General features: G+C 29.6%; 18 protein-coding genes. 7 read left to right on the forward strand and 11 right to left on the reverse strand.

All coding sequences use genetic code 11. The features are described from left to right. Positions 1-25: 25 nt before the first annotated feature. Genes glgA through CLOPA_RS11235 form a run of 3 tightly spaced genes read right to left on the reverse strand, consistent with a single transcriptional unit; the run spans position 26 to position 3,779 of the window. A complete protein-coding gene (gene glgA, locus CLOPA_RS11225) occupies positions 26-1,459 on the reverse strand; it encodes a glycogen synthase GlgA (RefSeq protein ID WP_015615547.1) in 1,434 nt (477 codons plus the stop codon). A 13-nt stretch (positions 1,460-1,472) separates the two neighbouring features. Next, positions 1,473-2,615, reverse strand: a complete 1,143-nt coding sequence (gene glgD / locus CLOPA_RS11230) for a glucose-1-phosphate adenylyltransferase subunit GlgD (RefSeq protein ID WP_015615548.1) — start codon at positions 2,613-2,615, stop codon at positions 1,473-1,475. Positions 2,616-2,636: 21 nt separating this feature from the next. Continuing rightward, entirely contained in the window at positions 2,637-3,779 is a 1,143-nt protein-coding gene (locus tag CLOPA_RS11235; RefSeq protein ID WP_015615549.1) for a glucose-1-phosphate adenylyltransferase, read from the reverse strand. Positions 3,780-4,408: 629 nt separating this feature from the next. Here CLOPA_RS11235 and CLOPA_RS25035 point away from each other — a divergent pair. Beyond that, positions 4,409-4,579 (forward strand): hypothetical protein, encoded by a 171-nt coding sequence (locus tag CLOPA_RS25035; protein WP_015615550.1) that lies wholly within the window; start codon positions 4,409-4,411, stop codon positions 4,577-4,579. 19 nt (positions 4,580-4,598) lie between these two features. On the opposite strand, the gene CLOPA_RS11240 is transcribed toward CLOPA_RS25035, so the two are convergent. Continuing rightward, a complete protein-coding gene (locus CLOPA_RS11240; RefSeq protein ID WP_015615551.1) occupies positions 4,599-4,946 on the reverse strand; it encodes a DUF2512 family protein in 348 nt (115 codons plus the stop codon). Between the two features lie 58 nt (positions 4,947-5,004). Beyond that, on the reverse strand, positions 5,005-5,208 hold the full coding sequence (locus tag CLOPA_RS11245; RefSeq protein ID WP_015615552.1) for a hypothetical protein: 204 nt from the start codon (positions 5,206-5,208) through the stop codon (positions 5,005-5,007). Positions 5,209-5,381: 173 nt separating this feature from the next. On the opposite strand from CLOPA_RS11245, the gene CLOPA_RS11250 reads away from it, so the two are divergent. Next, positions 5,382-5,561 carry a DUF1540 domain-containing protein gene (locus CLOPA_RS11250; protein ID WP_015615553.1) on the forward strand — a complete coding sequence of 60 codons (180 nt, stop codon included), beginning with the start codon at positions 5,382-5,384 and terminating at the stop codon, positions 5,559-5,561. 101 nt (positions 5,562-5,662) lie between these two features. Here the strand turns inward: CLOPA_RS11250 and CLOPA_RS11255 are convergent, their stop codons facing one another. Beyond that, positions 5,663-6,136, reverse strand: coding sequence for a metal-dependent transcriptional regulator (locus tag CLOPA_RS11255; RefSeq protein WP_015615554.1), 474 nt, complete (start codon positions 6,134-6,136; stop codon positions 5,663-5,665). Between the two features lie 162 nt (positions 6,137-6,298). Beyond that, positions 6,299-6,496, reverse strand: a complete 198-nt coding sequence (locus CLOPA_RS11260; protein ID WP_015615555.1) for a hypothetical protein — start codon at positions 6,494-6,496, stop codon at positions 6,299-6,301. A gap of 382 nt (positions 6,497-6,878) precedes the next feature. Here CLOPA_RS11260 and CLOPA_RS11265 point away from each other — a divergent pair, with 382 nt between their 5' ends. Beyond that, a complete protein-coding gene (locus tag CLOPA_RS11265) occupies positions 6,879-7,643 on the forward strand; it encodes an exodeoxyribonuclease III (protein WP_015615556.1) in 765 nt (254 codons plus the stop codon). Positions 7,644-7,841: 198 nt separating this feature from the next. Here the strand turns inward: CLOPA_RS11265 and CLOPA_RS11270 are convergent, their stop codons facing one another. Next, positions 7,842-8,681: a CvfB family protein gene (locus CLOPA_RS11270; protein ID WP_015615557.1), complete on the reverse strand. Its 840-nt coding sequence runs from the start codon at positions 8,679-8,681 to the stop codon at positions 7,842-7,844. 562 nt (positions 8,682-9,243) lie between these two features. Here CLOPA_RS11270 and CLOPA_RS11275 point away from each other — a divergent pair. Next, positions 9,244-10,860, forward strand: a complete 1,617-nt coding sequence (locus CLOPA_RS11275) for an ABC-F family ATP-binding cassette domain-containing protein (protein ID WP_015615558.1) — start codon at positions 9,244-9,246, stop codon at positions 10,858-10,860. Between the two features lie 263 nt (positions 10,861-11,123). Here the strand turns inward: CLOPA_RS11275 and hydF are convergent, their stop codons facing one another. Continuing rightward, positions 11,124-12,359, reverse strand: a complete 1,236-nt coding sequence (hydF, locus tag CLOPA_RS11280; protein ID WP_015615559.1) for a [FeFe] hydrogenase H-cluster maturation GTPase HydF — start codon at positions 12,357-12,359, stop codon at positions 11,124-11,126. A gap of 61 nt (positions 12,360-12,420) precedes the next feature. After that, entirely contained in the window at positions 12,421-13,821 is a 1,401-nt protein-coding gene (locus CLOPA_RS11285; protein ID WP_015615560.1) for an aspartate ammonia-lyase, read from the reverse strand. Positions 13,822-14,420: 599 nt separating this feature from the next. On the opposite strand from CLOPA_RS11285, the gene CLOPA_RS11290 reads away from it, so the two are divergent. Continuing rightward, on the forward strand, positions 14,421-17,351 hold the full coding sequence (locus CLOPA_RS11290) for an insulinase family protein (RefSeq protein ID WP_015615561.1): 2,931 nt from the start codon (positions 14,421-14,423) through the stop codon (positions 17,349-17,351). Positions 17,352-17,508: 157 nt separating this feature from the next. Here CLOPA_RS11290 and CLOPA_RS11295 read toward each other — a convergent pair whose 3' ends face one another. Beyond that, positions 17,509-19,938: a glycogen/starch/alpha-glucan phosphorylase gene (locus tag CLOPA_RS11295; RefSeq protein WP_015615562.1), complete on the reverse strand. Its 2,430-nt coding sequence runs from the start codon at positions 19,936-19,938 to the stop codon at positions 17,509-17,511. 351 nt (positions 19,939-20,289) lie between these two features. Here CLOPA_RS11295 and CLOPA_RS11300 point away from each other — a divergent pair, with 351 nt between their 5' ends. Together CLOPA_RS11300 and CLOPA_RS11305 are read left to right on the forward strand one after the other, a co-directional pair. Further along, positions 20,290-20,493 (forward strand): cold-shock protein, encoded by a 204-nt coding sequence (locus tag CLOPA_RS11300; RefSeq protein ID WP_015615563.1) that lies wholly within the window; start codon positions 20,290-20,292, stop codon positions 20,491-20,493. A gap of 450 nt (positions 20,494-20,943) precedes the next feature. Beyond that, the gene (locus tag CLOPA_RS11305) at positions 20,944-21,534 is read left to right on the forward strand and encodes an ECF transporter S component (protein WP_015615564.1); all 591 of its coding nucleotides are present in this window, start codon (positions 20,944-20,946) and stop codon (positions 21,532-21,534) included. Positions 21,535-21,694 lie beyond the last annotated feature (160 nt).

Genomic DNA, 21,694 nt, shown 5'->3' on the forward strand with positions numbered 1-21,694 from the left:
TATTATATAAACAGAGATTTAATTGTTAAAATAGTGATGAATACAATTCTTTGTATTTATATGCAGAATTTGTCCACGAGTTATCCTGCCACATACCTCTTAAAATTAAATTATTCCATACATCTTTTCTATTGTAAAAAAAGTACTCTGCACGCCTGATTGTGTGCAGCATATCATGAGCGTTATAGCTGGCGAAAGTAAAACCATTACCTTCTCCATTACTGTCATTATAAGAGAATACAGTATCCCTAAGCCCACCAGTTTCTCTTACTATAGGTACAGTACCGTATCTTAAAGAAATTAATTGACCTATGCCGCAAGGTTCAAATAGGGAAGGCATAAGAAACATATCTGAACCAGCATATATTTTTTGAGCCAATGAATTATTAAAGGTAATGCTGGCTGATAATTTGTTTGGATATTTATATGCAAAATATTTAAACATATCTTCATACTTTTTATCACCTGTACCTAAAACAACTATCTGAATTCCATCTTGAAGTAATTCCTCTAGAATATATGAGATTAAATCAAAGCCTTTCTGATCTACTAATCTTGATACAATTCCTATAATAGGTACAGTATTATTTACAGGTAAATTTAGCATTTTTTGAAGTTCTGTTTTATTTATATATTTATTTGAGTAATAGTTTTTATCGTAATGAGCAAATATGTCTTTGTCAAAAGCTGGATTATAAACATCAAAATCTATACCATTAACTATGCCCCAAAAGTCCCAGCTTCTGTCTCTAAGAAGAGCATCTAATCCTTCTCCATAGAAGGGAGTTTGCACTTCATAAGCATAGCTGTTACTTACAGTTGATATTTTATCGGAGAATTTAAGTCCACCTTTCATAAAAGATATACCATCGTAAAATTTTAATGCATCTTCATGAAAATAGCCTTCATCTAAACATAACAATTCTGTCAAAATATTTTTATCAAAAACACCTTGATATTTTAAATTGTGTATTGTATATACAGTTTTTATAGAATTATGTCTTGGACTAAATCTAAATATATCCTTTAGTAATACTGGAATCATACCAGTTTGCCAGTCATTACAATGAATAACATTAGGAGTAAAATCGCCCATATGATGAATAGCTTCAAGCACTGCTCTTGAAAAGAAAGCAAATCTTTCTGCATCATCATAATAGCCATAGGCATTTTGCCTATAAAAATAGTATTCATTATCTATAAAATAAAAGGGAACAGAATCAAGTTCTATATATTCTAAACCACAAAAATTTCTTCTCCAACCTACAGAAACATCAAAGCTTTCAATATGATGCATGCTATCTTTAAAATAATCAGATATAGCTCCATATTTGGGAAGTATAACTCTAGCATCAATACCAATTTTTCTTAAAGCCTTTGGTAATGCATAGGCAACATCACCAAGACCACCTGTTTTCAGAAATGGAAAGCATTCTGAAGCAGTAAACAAAACCTTCATAAGATCTACCCCTTTAGTGTAATGATTTTTTTTCTATAACTAATGGAAAATCGGTATCACCTTTTAATTCTTTATTTCTATCAATAATATTATCTTTATCAATTATTACATTGGATAATTTTGCATTGGATTTTATGTGACAGCCCTGCATTATAATACAATTACTTATTTCTGCGCCTTCATCAATTTGTACACGTCTTGAAAGTACACTATTGTTAACATTTCCTTTAATAAGGCATCCATTTGCAATAAGAGAATTTGACACATTTGCGGTGCTAAAGTGCTTGGTAGGGGATTCATCCATTATTTTCGTGTAAATAAGGCCATTATTAAAGAATAATTCTTTGTTTATATCTAAATTCAACATGTCCATATTTGCCTTGTAATAGGAATTAATGGAATTTACATAGGATAGATATCCTTTAAATTCATAGGCGCTTACATTTAAGTCGGCTATATTATTGTAAATACAATCTTTTAAATCAGCCCAATAGCCTGTTTTTATGCAATTATTAAGTATATTTATTAAAGTGTCTTTGTCTAAAATAAAAGTTCCCATAGATATATTTTCATAGCCATCAGAAATTAAATTTTTTCTATTGTACAATTCTGTAACTTTTATATTTTTCCCGATGCTTATTACGGAATTGTCATTGTTTATGTTTAGGATATTACAGTTTCTAAAATGGCTATTGCTGGATTTCACCTTTTTGTAAATAATAGTTATATCTTTGCCAGATTCTTCATGAAATTTTGCTGCTTCTTCGTAGTCTATATTACAAATCATAGAAGGAGAGCATAATATAACTTTATCTTGCTTACTTCTATAAATATATTCCATATTATTTTTTATCATTTCTACATCACTTAAATAAGAATTTCTTTCTCCAAAATTGAAAATAAAAAGCCCATTAATTTTTCTGTCTAAATCCCAAGGTTTACCGGAACCTATATGATCAATCAAAGATCTTGCTTTACTCTGAGTGAATATCCCAACATTTCGAATACCAGAATTTATTAGGTTTGATAATACAAAATCAATGATTCTATATCTTCCAGCTATAGGGATTGAAGCAATTAGTCTGTTTTTTGTAAGACTTTTAATGTTATCTTCATTTTCATTTAAATTTAGTATACCCATGTAATTAGAAAGCATTTTAAACACCTCTTTTTTTAATTATACTGCTGCACTTTCTTTTACTTTATTTCCTTCACCTATTACGGTTATTTCCTCTGTATTATCAATTACACAACCACTTGATATTATAGCATTACTTCCTATAATTGCTTTTTTAATAGTTACATTATCACCTATAATGGCATTTGGCATCACAATAGAATCATATATCTTAGAATTCTTACCTATATGGACACCAGGGAAGAGTACTGAATTGTTAACCTCGCCAAGAATTACACATCCTTCAACTACAAGTGAGCTTTTAACTAATGCATCACAACCTATATATTGGGGAGGTCTTGTTGGATTAACAGAATAAATTCTCCAATCTGGATCATGCAGATTCAATTCATTGTTGTCATTAATCATATCCATATTTGATTGCCAAAAACTATCTATAGTACCAACATCTTTCCAATATCCACTGAAAGGATATGCAAAAAGTTTTTTCCCACTTAAAAGCATCCTAGGGATTATGTTTTTGCCAAAGTCGTTACTGGATTTTTCATCTAATTCATCCTCATGAAGGAGTCTTTTTAAAGCTTTCCAATTAAAAATATAAATTCCCATAGAAGCTAAATTGTTTTTAGGGATTTTAGGTTTTTCTTCAAATTCAAAAATCTCATTATTTTCTTTTGTATTCATTATTCCAAATCTACTAGCTTCATTTAAAGGAACTTCAAAAACAGCAATGGTTGCATCAGCATTTTTTTCTTTATGGAACTCAAGCATTTTTGAATAATCCATTTTATAAATGTGATCACCAGATAAAATGATTACATATTCTGGTTCGTAGGAATCAATAAAACCCCTATTTTGATAAATGGCATTTGCAGTACCCTTGTACCAATTACCACCATTCTCTCTCATATATGGTGGTAAAAGAAAAACTCCACCATTGGATCTATCAAGATCCCAAGGACTACCTATACCAATGTGGTTATTTAATATAAGTGGCCTATATTGTGTTAATACTCCAACGGTGTCAATACCTGAATTTGAACAATTACTTAAAGTAAAGTCTATTATCCTGTATTTACCGCCAAAGGGAACAGCAGGTTTTGCTGTTTTTTTGGTGAGAATTCCCAATCTACTACCCTGTCCACCTGCTAGAATCATTGCAATCATTTCTTTATTTGACATCTTGTACCCCCCCATTATAAGCAAAATTTTAAGGATTTAATTGAATAAATAACATATTATCTATATATATATTACCTTATTTTGTGAAAAAAGGCACTACTAAAAAATATAAATTTTGTTAATTATTCAAGATTTTTTTTACTAGGTATAATATCTAATTATAAAGCATATAGTAAGTAATTAAATCTATTTTACAATCCTTGTAATCAAATGTGCGAAAAAGTTTACATGTTTTAAATCCATATATAAGTTTTAGTTAAAATTCCAGATTTAATTAATAATAATTAAATGGAACAGTATTTTATAATGAATATAATTTATTCTGATATATTAATTATGTTTAATTACTATTATTTAGAACTCTAAAGGTTAAAATAAGGCATGTGAAGGTAAATGGACATAAAAGATAGAATGTATATTTTAAACATATAAGGAAACGGGTTCTGATGATAGTGGTGCTATCATAGGGCCTGTTAACACAGTATGATAGATAATAGACTAAGTATACTGACTAAGTCTTTACTTACGATGCCTAAAATAAATGTATATATAATATTTATAAAAATTACTTAGTGAATTTAGAATAAAAAATTATAGATTACGAAATATATATACTGGAGGTGTTTAAAATGTCAAAACGTTCAATGGTTAAAACTTCACCAGAAAAAGTTAAGTTATATGATGATAGAAATCCTGAAAATAAAGATACTCAATCAATACAAACTAATGAATTAAATGAATCTTCCTATGCCTTTGGGAAAAACGATGTGGAAGATTCTGAAAATAATATAACTAGATAATATAACAAAAATCGAAGTATTATTTACTTCGATTTTTGTTTTGTAAAAAATTTAGATGATTAAAATGTTCAAATATTGATATTAAGGCGGAAATAAATAAAGTAGGAAAAATAGCTATATGGGAGTTATTAAAAATATATTGAGATAAATATATAAGTAAAAAGGTTGCTATATAATCAATGCCCGTATTTATCCAGAGAGTTCCTTTTTTTAGTATAATAATTTCCAGTATGTGGGATAAAACAGCTAGAAACAAACCAATTATAATGGGTTCATAGGCATTAGAATAATCTATACCAGACAATATGATATTGAAAATCAATAAAGTAACTGGATAGAGGATAAGTTTATTTATTAATCTGATCAATAGGAAACCTCCTTCCTAACTTTAGTTATTTCCAGATAGTACTTTTTTATTCTTTACTTTATTTCGAGAAAGTTTCAATTGGATAGCATAATTGTTCAGAAATATTATTTTTGTAAGATAAATTAAGGAAAAAAGGATAGAAATAATAATCATTATCATATAAAGAATTATATATAATATTATCAAAATAATTATTTTTTGTAATATCAATGTTATTTAATGTATCATGGTTTACAGAAGTTATATTAATTGCATCATACATTTGCAAGCCTCCTTGAAATTAGGATATATTAATAAAATATGAGTACATTATCAATAGAGTGCTATATTTTGGAATAAATTATATTGAAATTAAGTAGAAGTATTAAATAATATACATAATATTTTTTTTAATGCTAATAATATTTTTGTCTTAGAAAAAAGGAGGAATTTTAAATGGCAAATAGTTCAATGCATAGTCACAATGATAGTATTGGGTGTACAGTTACTGAGTGTAAGTACAATGATAGAACAGATAATTACTGTACTCTACAGAAAATTGAAGTTGTAAAACATGAATCTGTGGCAAAAACGTCAGAGTGTACAGATTGTGGTAGTTTTGTAAAATTAAGCTAACATAAAGCTAAATAAAATAAAAATTAAGGGAGTAATATTAAAATTTTAATATTACTCCCTTAATTTTTGGTTAGTATATTTTATTAATGAATATTATATAGCTATTTATCATTTTTTGTATGGCAGAATATATTAAAGCTTTTAACTAAATTTGGATTAGAACTAATAAAGTCAACGAAATTTTTAAGATATATAAGTGTATCATTACTAATGGTGTGCTCAATTTTTTCTGTTTGCTCAAGGATATTATGAGAAATTCCAAGTAATTTTAAAAATTTTTCTATAGTATTATGTCTATCTAGAAGAAAGTTACCTAGTCTTTTTCCTTTTTCAGTTAATGTTATTATGCCATAGCGCTCATAATTTATTAATTCATAGTCTGAAAGCTTTTGTACCATTTTTGTAGCAGAGGGTGGTTGGACATTTAAAGCATTTGCTAGATCATGAATTCTAGTGAACTTTGTTTCTGAAGAAAGTCTATATATCATTTCAAGATAATCCTCCATAGAGGCCGTAAGCTTATCTTCTTCCTTTTTCATATATTCGTTAAATGTGTGGAAACTTTCTTTTGACATATTCACACCTACCTAAGAATTAACTTATTTAATAAATTATATACATAATATTTATTTTAAAGAACGGAGGGCAGCACAAAATCTTTTTTAGAATTATATATATTGAAAATAAAAGGATTTTGTACAATCTAAAATTATCTTATTACATATTAGTTGTATTTTTCATTTCATTTTTTTAGTTTGCTTTGCCAGTAAATTTGCCTTCTCAGAGGAAATAGTAATTATTATTTCACCAACGGAAATCATAAAATTCCCTATAACAGTTAATTCCTCTATGCTTTTGTTCTTGGAAAGAGCAGTTGCTATGATGCTTATAAGCAGAGAAATATCTTCCGGATCAAATGAATTAAAATCTTCCATAATGTTATACCTCTATAGTTACTTTAAAGTGTTTACATGTAGTTATAAAATTCTTTTAAATAATACACTTGCTTATATACTACTATTATTATATGCATGACTTTCTTAATGTACAATTTTGTTTAGTAAATAACAACATAGCTGCTGGATTTATTTTCAATCATATAAGAAAGCAGATTACCATGATTAGAAACCCTATGGGAAGGTTCTACTTAGGAAGTATCATAGGAATGGGCTTCCATACTGTCTAGTTATTTTTTTAAAAATGTCTTATAATAATTATTAAAATGATGTTGATCATAAGATAAACTGAATCAATATAATATGTAAATAATGAAAATTTCGAAATTGAAGTAAAAATATTTATAAGGTGGGTGATTCTATGAATATATATTCATGGAATGTTAATGGGTTAAGGGCAGTAAGCAAAAAAGGTTTCTTTGAATTTTTCAGTAATGAAAATCCAGATATATTGTGTATACAAGAAACTAAGCTCCAGCTAGACAATTTAAGTGAGGAAATGAAAAATATAAATGGCTATTATTCATATTTTTCCTGTGCAGAAAAAAAGGGATACAGTGGTGTGGCAACTTATACTAAGGAAAAACCTATTTCTGTAGAGCATGGTATAGGAATAGAAAAATTTGATAGTGAAGGAAGAATACTGATTACAGAATTTACAGATTTTATATTGTTCAATATATACTTTCCAAATGGACAGAAGGATGAAGAAAGACTTAAATATAAATTAGATTTTTATGATGCTATATTGGATTATTTGAATAAGCTTAAAGTTGAAAATAAAAAACTTATTATATGTGGGGATTATAATACTGCCCATAATGAAATAGATATTAAGAATGCAAAGGCAAATGAAAAATACTCAGGTTTTCTACCTATAGAACGTGCTTGGATTGATAAATTTATTTCACAAGGGTATGCTGATACATTTAGGTCAATACATAAGGATGTAGTTAAATACTCTTGGTGGAGCTACCGCTTTAAGGCTAGAGAAAGAAATGCAGGGTGGAGAATTGATTATTTTTTTGTTACTGAAAATTTAATGAAAAATATAAAAAGTGCAGAAATATTAAATGAGGTTATGGGGTCAGATCATTGTCCTGTTGTGATATCTTTGGATATATAGAAGGCTAATGCATTCAGTTGAGAATTGAGAGTTTAAAGTTGAAAGTTTTGGTAATTCAAAAGGTAGGAAGTAGAGATAAGAATTAAGAGGTAATTAAGATTTTCTGTGTTAAGGGAAATTTAGTTGAAAATTATTTTGCCTTAGGTAAAATTTCCTTTACTCTTAATTCTTCACTCTTGATTATTAACTTATTAAGTATTATTTTAGCTTTGTACCTTCAGTGTTCTGTTCAATAATCCCTTGCCTCATAAGCCCACCTAAAGCATTTTTAAAGTAGTTTTTGCTTTGATGAAATACTTTTTTTATGTCCTCAGGAGAGCTTTTGTCATTGTAAGGCATAAATCCATCATGATTTTTAAGATATTCTAGAATTGTGTCTTCAAGAGATAATCTTTCATCTTTGGGAGATTTTCTTGGAGTTAGGGACATTTTTCCGTCTTCAAAATGCTTTTTTACTCTTAGTTTCAAGACTTCTCCAGGTATAATTCTTGAGAAATATTCATTTTTAAGAATTACTCCTCTATATTTATTCTCAATAGCCACCATGGCACTGTCATTTGTTTGAAAGCCGTATACAGTTCCTTCTACATCATTTCCAACTAGATAGTCCTCTGTATTTTCCAGATAATCATCTATAAAAGTAGTAGCTGCCAATCTATTGGTTTTGTCTACATATATATAGAATAAATATTTGTTTTCTGGAACAAGTAAGTAATTCTGCTCTTTTATAGGGACAAATAAGTCTCTTTCAAGTCCAAAATCTATAAAAGCACCTATATTAGTCACAGAAACAACTTTTAGATAAGCTAATTGGAAAGCAACAGCATAAGGTTCTTTTAAAGTAGCAACAAGTCTATCCTTAGAATCACGATAAATAAAAGCAGTTACCACATCACCAATATTAATTTGTTTATCAGTACAATTACCTTTTGGAAGTAGAATATCATCATCTGTAGTATCTGTTTTAGCATCTAAAAAATACCCGAAAGAAGATTGTCTTACTACTTCTAATTTATTAAATTTACCTATTTCAATCATAAATTGAAATTCCTCCTTGAAATAACTATAAAAATTAAATAAGATTATGTTATGATTAGCTTTCATCGAATAAAATTTTAGCTAATAACATGTTTCTTCATTTTATCACATTTTAATAAATTGTGTTATAAGTATTTTAATAATTAAAATGATATAGTTAACCTAAAAATATTTTAGGCAAGTGATTTATTTCATCACTACCAATGCAATATCGCCATGATATTAAAGTTAAAGTAAATAAGGCATATTCAAATAAATAACTAGTCAGTATGCTAGCCTATTTTGAATCCTACTGCGTCAACAGAACCCTCAGATAGCCCACTATCATCAGAACCTGTTTCCTTGTATGATTCAAAATATTCGTCGCATCTTTGACTTACTATTTATTTTCACATACCTAAATGCAAAGTAAATTATGAAAGTATTTTATGATTTAAATTATTCCCAATAATATTGACATTATGTTATAATGTCTTGGTGATTGAAAAATATTTAATACAAAAAATTAAGTATACTATTTTAGTAAAATAAAAAATTTTTAATAAGGATGGTTGGTATTTTAATGATAGTTGCAAATAATGTAAGCCTTAGCTATGGTGGTAGAAAATTATTTGAAGATGTAAATATAAAATTTACTCCTGGTAATTGCTACGGAGTGATTGGAGCAAACGGAGCTGGAAAATCCACATTTTTAAAGATATTGTCAGGTGAGATAGAACCTAATACAGGAGATGTTAGCATGTCTCCAGAGGATAGACTCGCAGTATTAAAACAGGATCATTTCCAATTTGATGAATTTGAGGTTTTAAAAACTGTTATTATGGGTCATTCTAAATTGTACAATATTATGGTAGAAAAAGACGCTATATATGCAAAGCCAGACTTTTCAGATGAAGATGGAATAAAGGCATCTGAACTTGAAGGTGAGTTTGCAGAATTAAATGGATGGGAAGCAGAATCAGAGGCAGCTGCTCTTTTAATGGGACTTGGAATACCTGTAGAGGATCATGTTAAGAAAATGACTGAATTAAGTGGTGCTGAAAAAGTAAGAGTATTGCTAGCTCAAGCTTTGTTTGGTCATCCTGATATTTTGCTTTTAGATGAACCTACAAACCATTTAGATATGCAATCCATAAATTGGCTGGAGGAATTTTTAATAAACTTTGAAGGTACAGTTATTGTGGTATCTCATGATAGACATTTTTTAAATAGTGTTTGCACCCATATGGCAGATGTGGATTTTGGTAAAATACAATTATATGTAGGAAACTATGATTTCTGGTATGAATCCAGTCAACTAGCATTACAGCTGGCAAAGGATCAAAATAAAAAGAAGGAAGAAAAGATGAAAGATCTACAAACCTTTATTGCCAGGTTTAGTTCCAATGCATCTAAAGCAAAGCAAGCTACTTCAAGAAAGAAATTACTGGATAAAATAACATTAGAAGACATAAAACCTTCTACGAGAAAATATCCTTTTGTTGGCTTTAAACCTGAGAGAGAGGCTGGAAATGATATTTTAACCGTAGAAAATATAAGTGCTGCAGTAGATGGCGTAAAGGTGCTGGATAATGTTAGCTTTATAGTTAATAAAGGCGACAAAATTGTTTTTGCTGGTGAAAGCGAAATAGCTAAAACTACGCTGTTTAAAATATTGATGGGAGAGATTGAACCAGACAGTGGTTCATTTAAATTTGGAGTTACTATTACTACTTCTTATTTCCCAAAGGATAATTCAAAATATTTTAATGAAGTAGATTTAAGTTTAGTTGATTGGCTAAGACAATTTTCAGAGGAAAAATCTGAAAGCTTTATTAGAGGATTTTTGGGTAGAATGCTTTTCTCTGGGGAAGAGGCACTTAAAAAAGCAAATGTGCTTTCGGGAGGAGAAAAAGTTAGATGCATGCTATCAAAGATGATGCTTAGTGGAGCAAACTTAATTATTCTTGATGAGCCTACAAATCATCTTGATCTAGAATCAATTACAGCCCTAAACAACGGACTTATTGATTATAAAAGTGAATTGATGTTTGTTTCCCATGATCATCAGTTTATAGAGACAATTGCCAATAGAATTATAGAGATTACACCGAAGGGAATAATAGACAGAAAGATGACCTTTGATGAATATTCAACAAGTGATGATATAAAGAAACTTTCTGCAGAATTAAATTCTTAATAGTGGGAAAGGGCGAACTAACTATAAAGATTGATTAAGATAATAAATGGTAATTTTGCTCATTAACTAGTGAAAGCTTTTCACCCGGCTGGCGCGGTGAAAAAGTGAAAGATTGCCGCAGGGGCGTCAAGGTGAAAGATTTAACTTTTTGTGGCTGTAAAATCTCATGTTTTTTGGGATTTTACAGCCACAAAAACTTTCACTGGTTCATGGATAGAAACCTTCAATTTAGTTTGCAACATTCTTAAATTATGTTTTTTAATTTATTCTTCTTCAAAGGCAAATTTTGCTGCTGGAAATGGTTTTAAAGCTCTTTCAAGGATTCCGTGAACATAGGCTATTAGCACTCCATAATTTACTATGGGAATACCTGCCTCTACTGCTGAATATATTCGATGCAGCATAGCTTTTCTATTTAGCATGCAGCCAGCACAGTGAACTACAAGGGCATAGTCCTTCAAGTTGTCAGGAAAAGAAAAACCACTGGAAAATTCAAAACTAAGATCCTTACCAGTACTTTGTCTAAGCCATCTTGGTATTTTAACCTTGCCAATATCATCTGATTGTCTATGATGAGTACATGCCTCAGAAATAAGTATTTTATCCCCGTCTTTAAGTCTATTTATAGCTTTTGCTCCCTTTACCAGTTCTGTTAAATCTCCTTTATTTCTTGCTAGGAGTATAGAGAAGGAAGTAAGTAAAATATCTTTAGGTGTGTCCGCAGATACTTTTAAAAATGCCTGTGAATCTGTTATTACAAGCCGGGGCTTTTTATTTAAGTTTTCAAGTGTTTCCCGAAGCTCATATTCCTTTGTAACAATGGAAACAGCATCGCTTTCTAAGATATCTCTAATTACCTGCTGCTGTGGAAGTATAAGTCTTCCCTTTGGAGCAGCCTTATCTATAGGAGTTACAAGAACTACGAAATCTCCTGGAGAAATCAAATCCCCTACAATTCTGAATTTATCTTCCTCCTCTGGAATTGACTTTATGAGTTCAGTTTTTATATCATCTATACCTATATTCTTACAAGCAGAGGCTTTTATAATTTTTATTTTAAGTCTGTCTTCCAATTCTTTAGAAGCAGCTGAATCTATATCCTTTATATCTAATTTATTTAGCACAGCAATTACTGGTATGTTTTTTGATTTTATTTCTTCTATAGTTTCAATATCAAAAGTAGATATACCGGCAGAACTATCTATTATTACTAGGGCTATATCTGCTTTATTTAGTACATCCATAGTTTTCTTTTTTCTAAGTTCTCCAAGTTCCGTTTCATCATCAAGACCGGCTGTGTCTATTAAAACTACGGGACCTAAAGGAAGGATTTCCATAGATTTATAAACTGGATCTGTAGTGGTTCCTTTTATATCTGACACAAGAGCTATATTCTGTCCTGTAAGTGCATTTATAATACTGGATTTACCAGCATTGGTTTTCCCAAATAGGGCAATATGCAGTCTATTAGAACGAGGTGTTTCATTTAAATTACTCACAGTATCACCATCCATTATATTTTTTATAATACTAGGTATTATAACATTTCGTAAAATTTTTTTATTTTCCCGGAATACCTGGACTGGTAAGTGAAAAGGGATTTAATATTTTGTCCAGTAAATCCGTTGAAAGAAGCTTTTCATCAACAACTATTTCTTTTATGGGTCTATTTTCATTAATAGCTTTTTTTGCAACTTCTGAGGCTTTATCATAGCCAATATAGTATTCAAGAGCTGTTACTAAAGCCGTAGAAGCATCTAAATTAAATTTGCATTTATTTACATCTACTTTTATACTATTAACACAATTCTTCGTAAGAGAAATTACTGCATTGTTTAATATTTCTAAGGACTCCAATATGTTTTCTGCAATGAGTGGTGAAAAGGCATTTAATTCTAACTGACCACTAGAGGCTGCAAAAGTTATAGAGGTATCATTTGCAATTACTTTCATTGAAACCTGGGAAACCATTTCTAAAATCACAGGATTAACTTTACCAGGCATTATGGAGGAACCTGTTTGAACTGCTGGAATTAAAAGTTCTCCGAAACCACCTTTAGGTCCACTGCCTAAAAGTCTTAAATCATTAGAAATTTTTATAAGGTTTACTGCAGCAGCTTTTAAAAGTCCAGATACTTCGCAAAATACATCCATATTTTGGGTAGTGTCCACTGGAAAATCACTTCTGGAAAGACCTAATCCTGTAATGTCCTGTAATATGTCTGTAATTAAAAATATATATTTTTGAGGTGCATTCATGCCAGTTCCTATGGCAGTGCCGCCTATATTTATTTCTCTTAGCCTCTCTTCTACTTTATATAATCTCCAGCGGTCTCTTGCTACAGCTCTTGCATAGGCTCCAAATTCTTGCCCAACCGTCATTGGAAGGGCATCCATCAGCTCTGTTCTACCTAGTTTTAAAATATGAGAAAAATCATTTTCCTTTACTTGCAGAGCTGTTTGCAGCTTAGAAAAGGAATCTGCTGCAGCTCTTAAAAGCCTTATAGCTGCTATTCTTAAAGCTGTAGGATAGACATCATTAGTAGATTGACACATATTAATATCATGTATAGGATGTATTAAAGAATAATCTCCTTTTTTACCACCAAGAATTTCTATTGCAATATTACTTATAACTTCATTTACATTCATATTAGTGGAAGTACCTGCTCCTCCTTGAAGTGAATCGGTTATAAATTGGTCTTCAAATTCTCCCTTTAATATTCTGTCGCAGGCCTTTATTATTGCTTGTGATTTTTCGATGGAAAGTAAATTTGCCTTTTCATTTGCCAGTGCAGCAGCTTTTTTTACAATTACTAAAGCTTTTATTAGCTTAAAATTAACTTTTTTTCCACTTACATTAAAATGCTCAGAAGCTCTTAAAGTGTTAATACCATAATATACGTTACAGGGAAGCTTTCGCTCTCCTAAAAAATCTTTTTCCAGTCTGAAATTTTCCATTGTGAAAGTCCTCCACATTAAATTTGTAATGAGGCACATTCTATTTTCATATGCCTAACTTGTAAAGTTATTTTAGCAAAGTTTGCATTTAATTTCAAATTACTAAGTCAATTTAAGGGTTAAAATGTTAGCGTAATATGAAATTTTAATTTTAAGAATACATAAACAGAGTTCTTGGTATCAGGTTGAGTTTTTTTCCACATGATGCTTACTAACAGAGTTCTTAGTATCGGTTTGTGATACTTAGAAATCGTTGTCCTTTAGGGTATCGTTATCCAGGGACGTAATCACTCTTTACTCCCACTTTACGAAAAGCGATGGGAGTATTAGAGTGGGTAGTCATCGGATAAAATTTAGAAAATATTAATTTATATAAATAATTATTATATAAAATGAAGAATAATAATATATACTAAACAATATATTGAATTGACTACTTTTAAAAAGTATATTACAGTTAATTAGTATAGTAAGCAATTTTTGATGTTATATGAAAATTTTACTAGGAAAATGCTTATTCTTTATTTATATTTTAAAGATTTATATAAGTAAAGATGAATGCTATTGAAGTACTAAATATAGAGAGGGGCAAATAATACATGAATTTTGAAATCAATAAAAATTATTATGGCTTTAAGCTTTTGGAAGAAAAGAAAATTGATGATATAAGTTCAACGGTAAGGCTCTTTTCTCATGAAAAGAGTGGAGCTAAGCTTGTTAGTATAGAAAATTCTGATGATAACAAAGTCTTTTCTATAAGCTTTAAAACATTACCGGATAACAGTACTGGCGTTTTTCACATATTAGAACATTCAGTTTTATGCGGATCAAGAAAATTTCCATCAAAAGAGCCCTTTGTGGAACTTGTTAAAGGTTCACTTAATACCTATTTAAATGCTGCAACTTATCCTGATAAAACTATGTATCCTGTAGCTAGTAAAAATGATAAAGATTTTAGAAATCTTATGGATGTATATCTAGATGCAGTCTTTTATCCCAATATATATAAATATCCTGAGATAATGAAGCAAGAGGGATGGCACTATGAAATAAATAATAAAGAGGATGAGTTAAAATATAAGGGAGTAGTATATAATGAAATGCAAGGTGTATATTCTTCACCGGAATCACTACTTTTTAGAGGAATAAACAGCAATTTATTTCCTGATACTCCATATGGTTTTGATTCAGGAGGTGATCCTGATGAAATACCTGAGCTTACTCAGGAGCAGTTTTTAAATTATCATAAAAAATTCTATCATCCTTCTAACAGCTATATTTATCTGTATGGAGATATGAATATTGAAGAAGATCTGAAATTTATAGATGAAAATTATTTGAGTAATTTTGATAAAGTAGATTTAAGTATTGAAATACCTGCTCAAAAGCCTTTTGAAGAAATGAAGGAAAAATTTACAAATTATCCTATAGCCAACGAGGAAAGTGAAGTTGATAAAACTTATTTAAGTTTAAATTTTACTATAGGAGATGTAAAGGATAGGGAGCTTTATTTAGCCTTTGATTTACTGGAGGATATGTTGCTTGAAACTTCAGCTTCGCCTTTAAAGAAAGCCTTAATAGATTCAGCTATAGCGAAGGATGTATTTGGCATTTACAATAATGGTTCTCTTCAGACCTCTCTCAGTATTATTGTTAAAAATTCTAATGAAGATAAAAAGGAAAAATTTAAATCTGTTGTATTTGAAACTCTACAGGATATTGTAAAGAATGGCTTTGATAAGAATTTAATTGAAGCAGTACTCAACGCTAAAGAATTTGAATTAAAAGAAAGTGATTACAGCAGTTATCCAAAGGGACTTGTCTATTGTGAAAAGGTACTTGGCAGTTTACTTTACGGTGGAAGTCCTTTTCAAAATTTAGAATTTAATGAGGTACTTAATCGTATAAAAAATAATGTTCACAATGGATATTTTGAAAAATTAATTGAAGATCATATATTAAATAATAATAATAGCTTATTATTTATGGTTATTCCACAAAAGCATTTAGCAGAAGAAAAAATAAAAGAGGATAGAGAAAAACTTCAAAATTATAAAAAATCTTTAACAAAAGAAGAAATAGAAAAGCTTATAGAAGAGAATTCTATATTAGTAAAAAGACAATCTTCTCCAGACAGCCAAGAAGATTTAGAAAAGATTCCACTTTTGTCAATTGAAGACGTGAAGAAAAATTTGGATACTTATAATACCATAGTTAAAGATTTAGATACTTATAAAATACTTTATACGGAACTTGTAACAAATGGAATAGATTATATAGATTTTTATTTTGATACCAGTTACGTAAATCAAGAGCAAATACCTTATATAACTTTACTTTCTTATTTACTAGGAAGAGTTGATACGGAAAAATATTCCTATGAGGAGCTTTCTAATGAGGTTAACAAGAATACTGGAGGTATAGATTTTGATGCTGAAGCTTATTCAAATTTAGATAAAATAGAAGAATATTATCCTAAATTCATAATTAAGGGAAAGGCTCTTCATACAAAATCAGAAAGTTTACTTAACCTGATTTTTGAAATAATTAATTCAAGTAAATTTGACAATCATAAGAGAATTAAAGAAATATTATCTGAGTTAAAATCTAGAATTGAAATGATAATTGTAAGTGGAGGACATAGAATTGCTTCATCTAAGGTAACTTCTTATTATTCGCAATTAGGTGAATATTTGGAAACTATTAACGGTTTTACCTTTTATAAATTTTTAGTTGAAGTTGAGAAAAACTTTGATGACAAAAAAGATCAGTTTATAAAAAATTTACTTGAAGTGTCAGAGAGTATATTTACAACTAATAATCTAATTGTAAATTTGGGCTCCAGTAAAGAAGATTATAATGAACTATCAAACAATATAGAAAATATTATTTCAAGTAAATTGAAAGTTAATAATAATGAGAAGATTCAGTATAAATTTGAACTTAAGAAAGAAAATGAGGCTTTAGTTACTTCATCCAAGGTACAATATGTGGCAAAAGGCTATAACTTCTCTAAGTTTGGTTTTAAGTATAGTGGTAAACTTCAGGTGCTTAGAACTATATCAAATTATGATTATCTTTGGAATAATGTGAGAGTAAAAGGTGGAGCTTATGGAGTGTTTATTAACTTTAGGAGAAATGGCAATATGAATATTACTTCTTACAGAGATCCTAATTTAAGTGAAACGATAGAGGTATATGATAATTTTTATAAGTATATTGAGAACTTTTCCGCAGACGAGAGGGAAATGACAAAATATATTTTAGGAACTATAAGTACTTTAGATACACCTCTTACAAATTCGATGATTTGTGATAGGCAGGCAGTCCTTTATATCAGTAATATAGATGATGATTTCTTGCAAAGAGAAAGAGAAGAGATTCTGAAAACTAAAGTAGAGGATATAAAGAAATTTGCAGCTCTAATAGATAAATGTATGAGGGAGAACTATATTTGTGTTTTAGGTGGAAAAGATAAAATAAACCAAAACTCAAATATATTTGGAAGTATAGTTAACGTATTTAATTAGATTTAAATAATAAAAAGATTGTCCTAAAAATTAAAATTGACGGAGCATTTTTAGAAGATTAGCAATAATTGGAATAAAATAATAAAGACACTATGAATTAATATGATTTCATAGTGTCTTTTATAATTATCTCGGATAAATTTTACAAACAAAATATCTAAATATCTACATGTATTCTATCTGTTTTCCAGATTTCCTTTGAATACTGTTGTATGGTATTATCACTAGAAAAAATTCCAGAGTGAGCAATATTACATATACACATTTCACGCCATTTAGCTGTATTTCTATATAATTGATCTATTTTACCGTGAGCTTTTATATAGTCATCGAAATCCTTTAATACAAAATATTCATCATTATTAGCTAGTAAGTATTTATGAATATTGCTAAATTCAGAATTGGCTACGCCAAGAGAACCATTTATAAGATTATCTAGTATTTTTTTTAGTCTAGGGTCAGAATTATAGAATTTATAGGAATTATAATTCTTATTTTTCTCGTAGTTTAATACTTCATCTTTTTTCATGCCGAATATGACAATATTATCATCACCTACAGCATCATGAATTTCTACATTAGCACCATCTAAAGTAGCTATGGTAACGGAGCCATTCATCATGAATTTCATATTACTTGTACCAGAAGCTTCTTTAGTTGTAGTAGATATTTGTTCACTTACATCTGCACAAGGTATAATTTTTTCAGCAAGAGAAACGGAATAATTTTCAAGAAAGATTACTTTTATTTTATCATTTACGCTGTTGTCTGTATTTATTTTATTTGCTACAGCATTTATTAATTTTATTGTCTCCTTAGCTAAATAATAGCTTGGAGCTGCTTTAGCACCAAAGAAAAATGTCCTCGGTATAATATCCAAATTTCGATTTTCTTTTAGTCTATAATATAAGTCTAGAATATGGAACACATTTAATACCTGTCTTTTGTAAGAATGAAGTCTTTTAACCTGTATGTCATAAATTGAATTTGTATTTACTATAATTCCATATTTGTCCTTTACATAATTTGCAAAGAGTACTTTATTATTTTGTTTAATTCCATGAATACTATTTTGAAAATCTTCATTTTTAGAAAAGGCTAAAAGGTTAATAAGATTATCTGGTTTAGTTATCCAGCTTTCACCTATGGTTTTTGTGATAAGTTCAGATAAAGCAGGATTAGCCTTCATTAACCAACGTCTATGAGTTATTCCATTAGTCTTGTTATTAAATTTAAAAGGATAAAAATTTGAGAAATTTGATAGCTCTTCGTTTTTAAGTATTTCTGTATGAAGTTTTGCTACACCATTTACTGAATGACTACCTACTATAGCTAAATATGCCATTTTTACATTTCCGTCACTTATTATGGACATATTATGGACTTGTCTCTCATCTTTATATTTTTCACGTACTTCATCACAAAATCTTCTATTGATCTCTTCAATTATCATGAAGATTCTTGGTAAAAGCTTTTTGAATAAATCAATAGGCCATTTTTCAAGGGCTTCACTCAATATAGTGTGATTAGTGTAGGCAATAGTATTAGTTGTTATCTTCCAGGCGTCTTCCCAGGATAAGTTTTCCTCATCAATTAATATTCTCATTAACTCGGCAACAGCCACAGAAGGATGGGTATCATTTATATGAATTGCTATATAGTGGTCAAACAAATTAATAGGCAATCCATTTTTTTTGAATCGTCTAATAATGCTTTGAATACCTGCACTTACAAAGAAGTACTGCTGCTTTAAACGCAATAATTTGCCTTCAATTCTAGTATCATCAGGGTAAAGTACCTGAGAAATAGATTCCACTGAATATTTGTGCTCCACAGCCTTACTGTATTCACCTTTACTGAAAGAATCTAAATCAAAATCTTTATCTACAGTTTGGGCGTTCCACAGTCTTAAGGTGTTTACTGTATTGTTATTATATCCGATAATAGGTGTATCATAGGGAACCGCTAAAACGGCTTCATAATTTTCGTGTTTAAAAGAAAGTTTACCATCTTCCAATACTGAAGTGACGGTACCACCAAATTTTACTATAGCAGCTTTATTTTCCTTTCTTATTTCCCAAACATTACCTTGTCTTAGCCAATTGTCAGGAATTTCAACTTGATAACCATTTATTATTTTTTGCTCAAATAAACCATAATCATACCTTATTCCGCAACCGTGACCGGGGATTTCAAGAGATGATATGGAATCAAGAAAACATGCTGCAAGTCTTCCAAGACCACCATTTCCAAGACCTGCATCGCTTTCAACTTCTTCTAGCTCTGAAAGATCTATTTCTAAATCACTAAGAGCTTCTCTACATAAATCAGTTATGCCAAGATTTAAAAGGTTACTGCCAAGCAGCCTTCCTATAAGAAATTCCATTGAAAAATAATAAACCTGCTTTACCTGATTTTTTGAATACTGTTCATTGGTTTTCATCCATTTTTCAGATACATATTCTCTTACAAGAGAACCAAGAGTTACATATAAATGGAGCTTTGAAGATTCTGTGATATCTTCAGAGTAAAGATTCATGAGCTTTTTTTTAAAGTCATTTTTGATGCGGTCTTTAGTCAAATTCATATTATTCCTCCTGATAATTTTAGTATCCTCAATCCAGTAAGTAATAGAGCAAAGTACTAATAATCTTTAATTTATGGACATATATTTTTTACAAACAAGTACATGGGGATTAATGCCGATAGCTATTACTTCAAGAATAAAGGATTGTTTAAATGCTAAATGATAAAATAGATTGAATGGTTTTAATTAATGAAAATATTTCTAAGTAAATATTACATCTTTTGGGTTATATAGTCAATATCCCTGTATTTATTGGTAAATAATATTATTTATTAATTATTACCATAAGTATGAATTTTAAAATTTATTTTGACAATAATATATATAATTATATTATTTGGAGGTAATAAGATGAAACAGGGAACAGTTAAATGGTTTAATGATGAAAAAGGTTTTGGATTTATTTCTGTTGAAGGTGAGGATGATGTATTTGTACATTATTCTGCTATAAAAGAAGAGGGAAAAAAGAAAAACTTAGATCAGGGGCAAGAAGTAAAATTTGATGTGGTGGATGGACCAAAAGGATTACAAGCATCAAATGTTCAAAAAGTATAAACATAATTATAATAGCTACAAGTGAAAATTAATTAAAGAAAGCCCCTTAAATGGATGTAGTTAAAAGCTTGTATATAAATCTATTTATGGGGTGAATTTTTATATTTAGTTAGAAAATACTTGTCCAGCAGTATTTTCATTCATGGTTGTGCTGTGGGCGACATGGATGGTTAATTCGTAATAGTGAAAAAGTGAAAGATTGCCGCTGGGGCGTCAAGGTGAAAGAATTCACTGGTTAGTGGACATAAACATTCAAGTTAGCTCGTACTTTTCAAGAATTACGAATTGAAGTTTTTTTATAATATATATGTTAATTTTTATACAAAAGTGGTAATATATTTTTGGTCGGTATTCTATAGAAACTGGACTTATTAATAAGGTATTAAAAAATGACAAGGCAGAAATTCGTATTATATCCTTGTGGAATGAGAACGAAGGGGGATCAAAATTTTGAAACAAAATATTGGAACAAATAAAAAATTTGGAGTTAGGCAGCTGACAGTAGTAGGTATGCTGTCAGGTATATCAATCATGTTAGGAATAACAGGGTGGGGATATATAAAATTACCTATACTTCAGGCAACCATAATGCATGTACCAGTAATCATTGGAGCAATTATAGAAGGACCAATGGTAGGCATGTGTATAGGACTTATATTTGGAATATCAAGTATCATTCAAAATATTATGACACCAAGTTTACTATCCTTTGCATTAATTAATCCATTAGTTTCAGTATTGCCAAGAATTTTAATTGCATTAACCTCTTACTATGCTTACAAATTTACGATTGGCAATAATAAGGCTTTGAAAATTGGTATAGGCGCTGCCATAGGGTCTGTAACAAACACTGTAGGAGTACTTGGAATGATATATTTATTATATATAAAGGAGTACGCAATACATATGAAGATAAGTGCAGCAGCTGCTAATAAAGTTATACTTGGTATTGCTATTGCTAACGGAATACCTGAAATGATAGCGGCAATTTGCATAACTGTACCAATAGTACTTGCAGTAACTAGAATTAGGAAAAGATAAAGAATTTATTAAAATAAAAATTTATCTTATGACTAGCCGCTGTAACACTCCCGCCTTATTTAAGGGGGAAATAACAGCGGCACGTCCCTAGATAATTCATCTAAACTTAGTGTGGAAAACAAACTCACACTAAGTAAGATTCATTGATAATAGTAATTAA

The organism is Clostridium pasteurianum BC1, assembly GCF_000389635.1.
Taxonomy (GTDB): domain Bacteria; phylum Bacillota; class Clostridia; order Clostridiales; family Clostridiaceae; genus Clostridium_I; species Clostridium_I pasteurianum_A.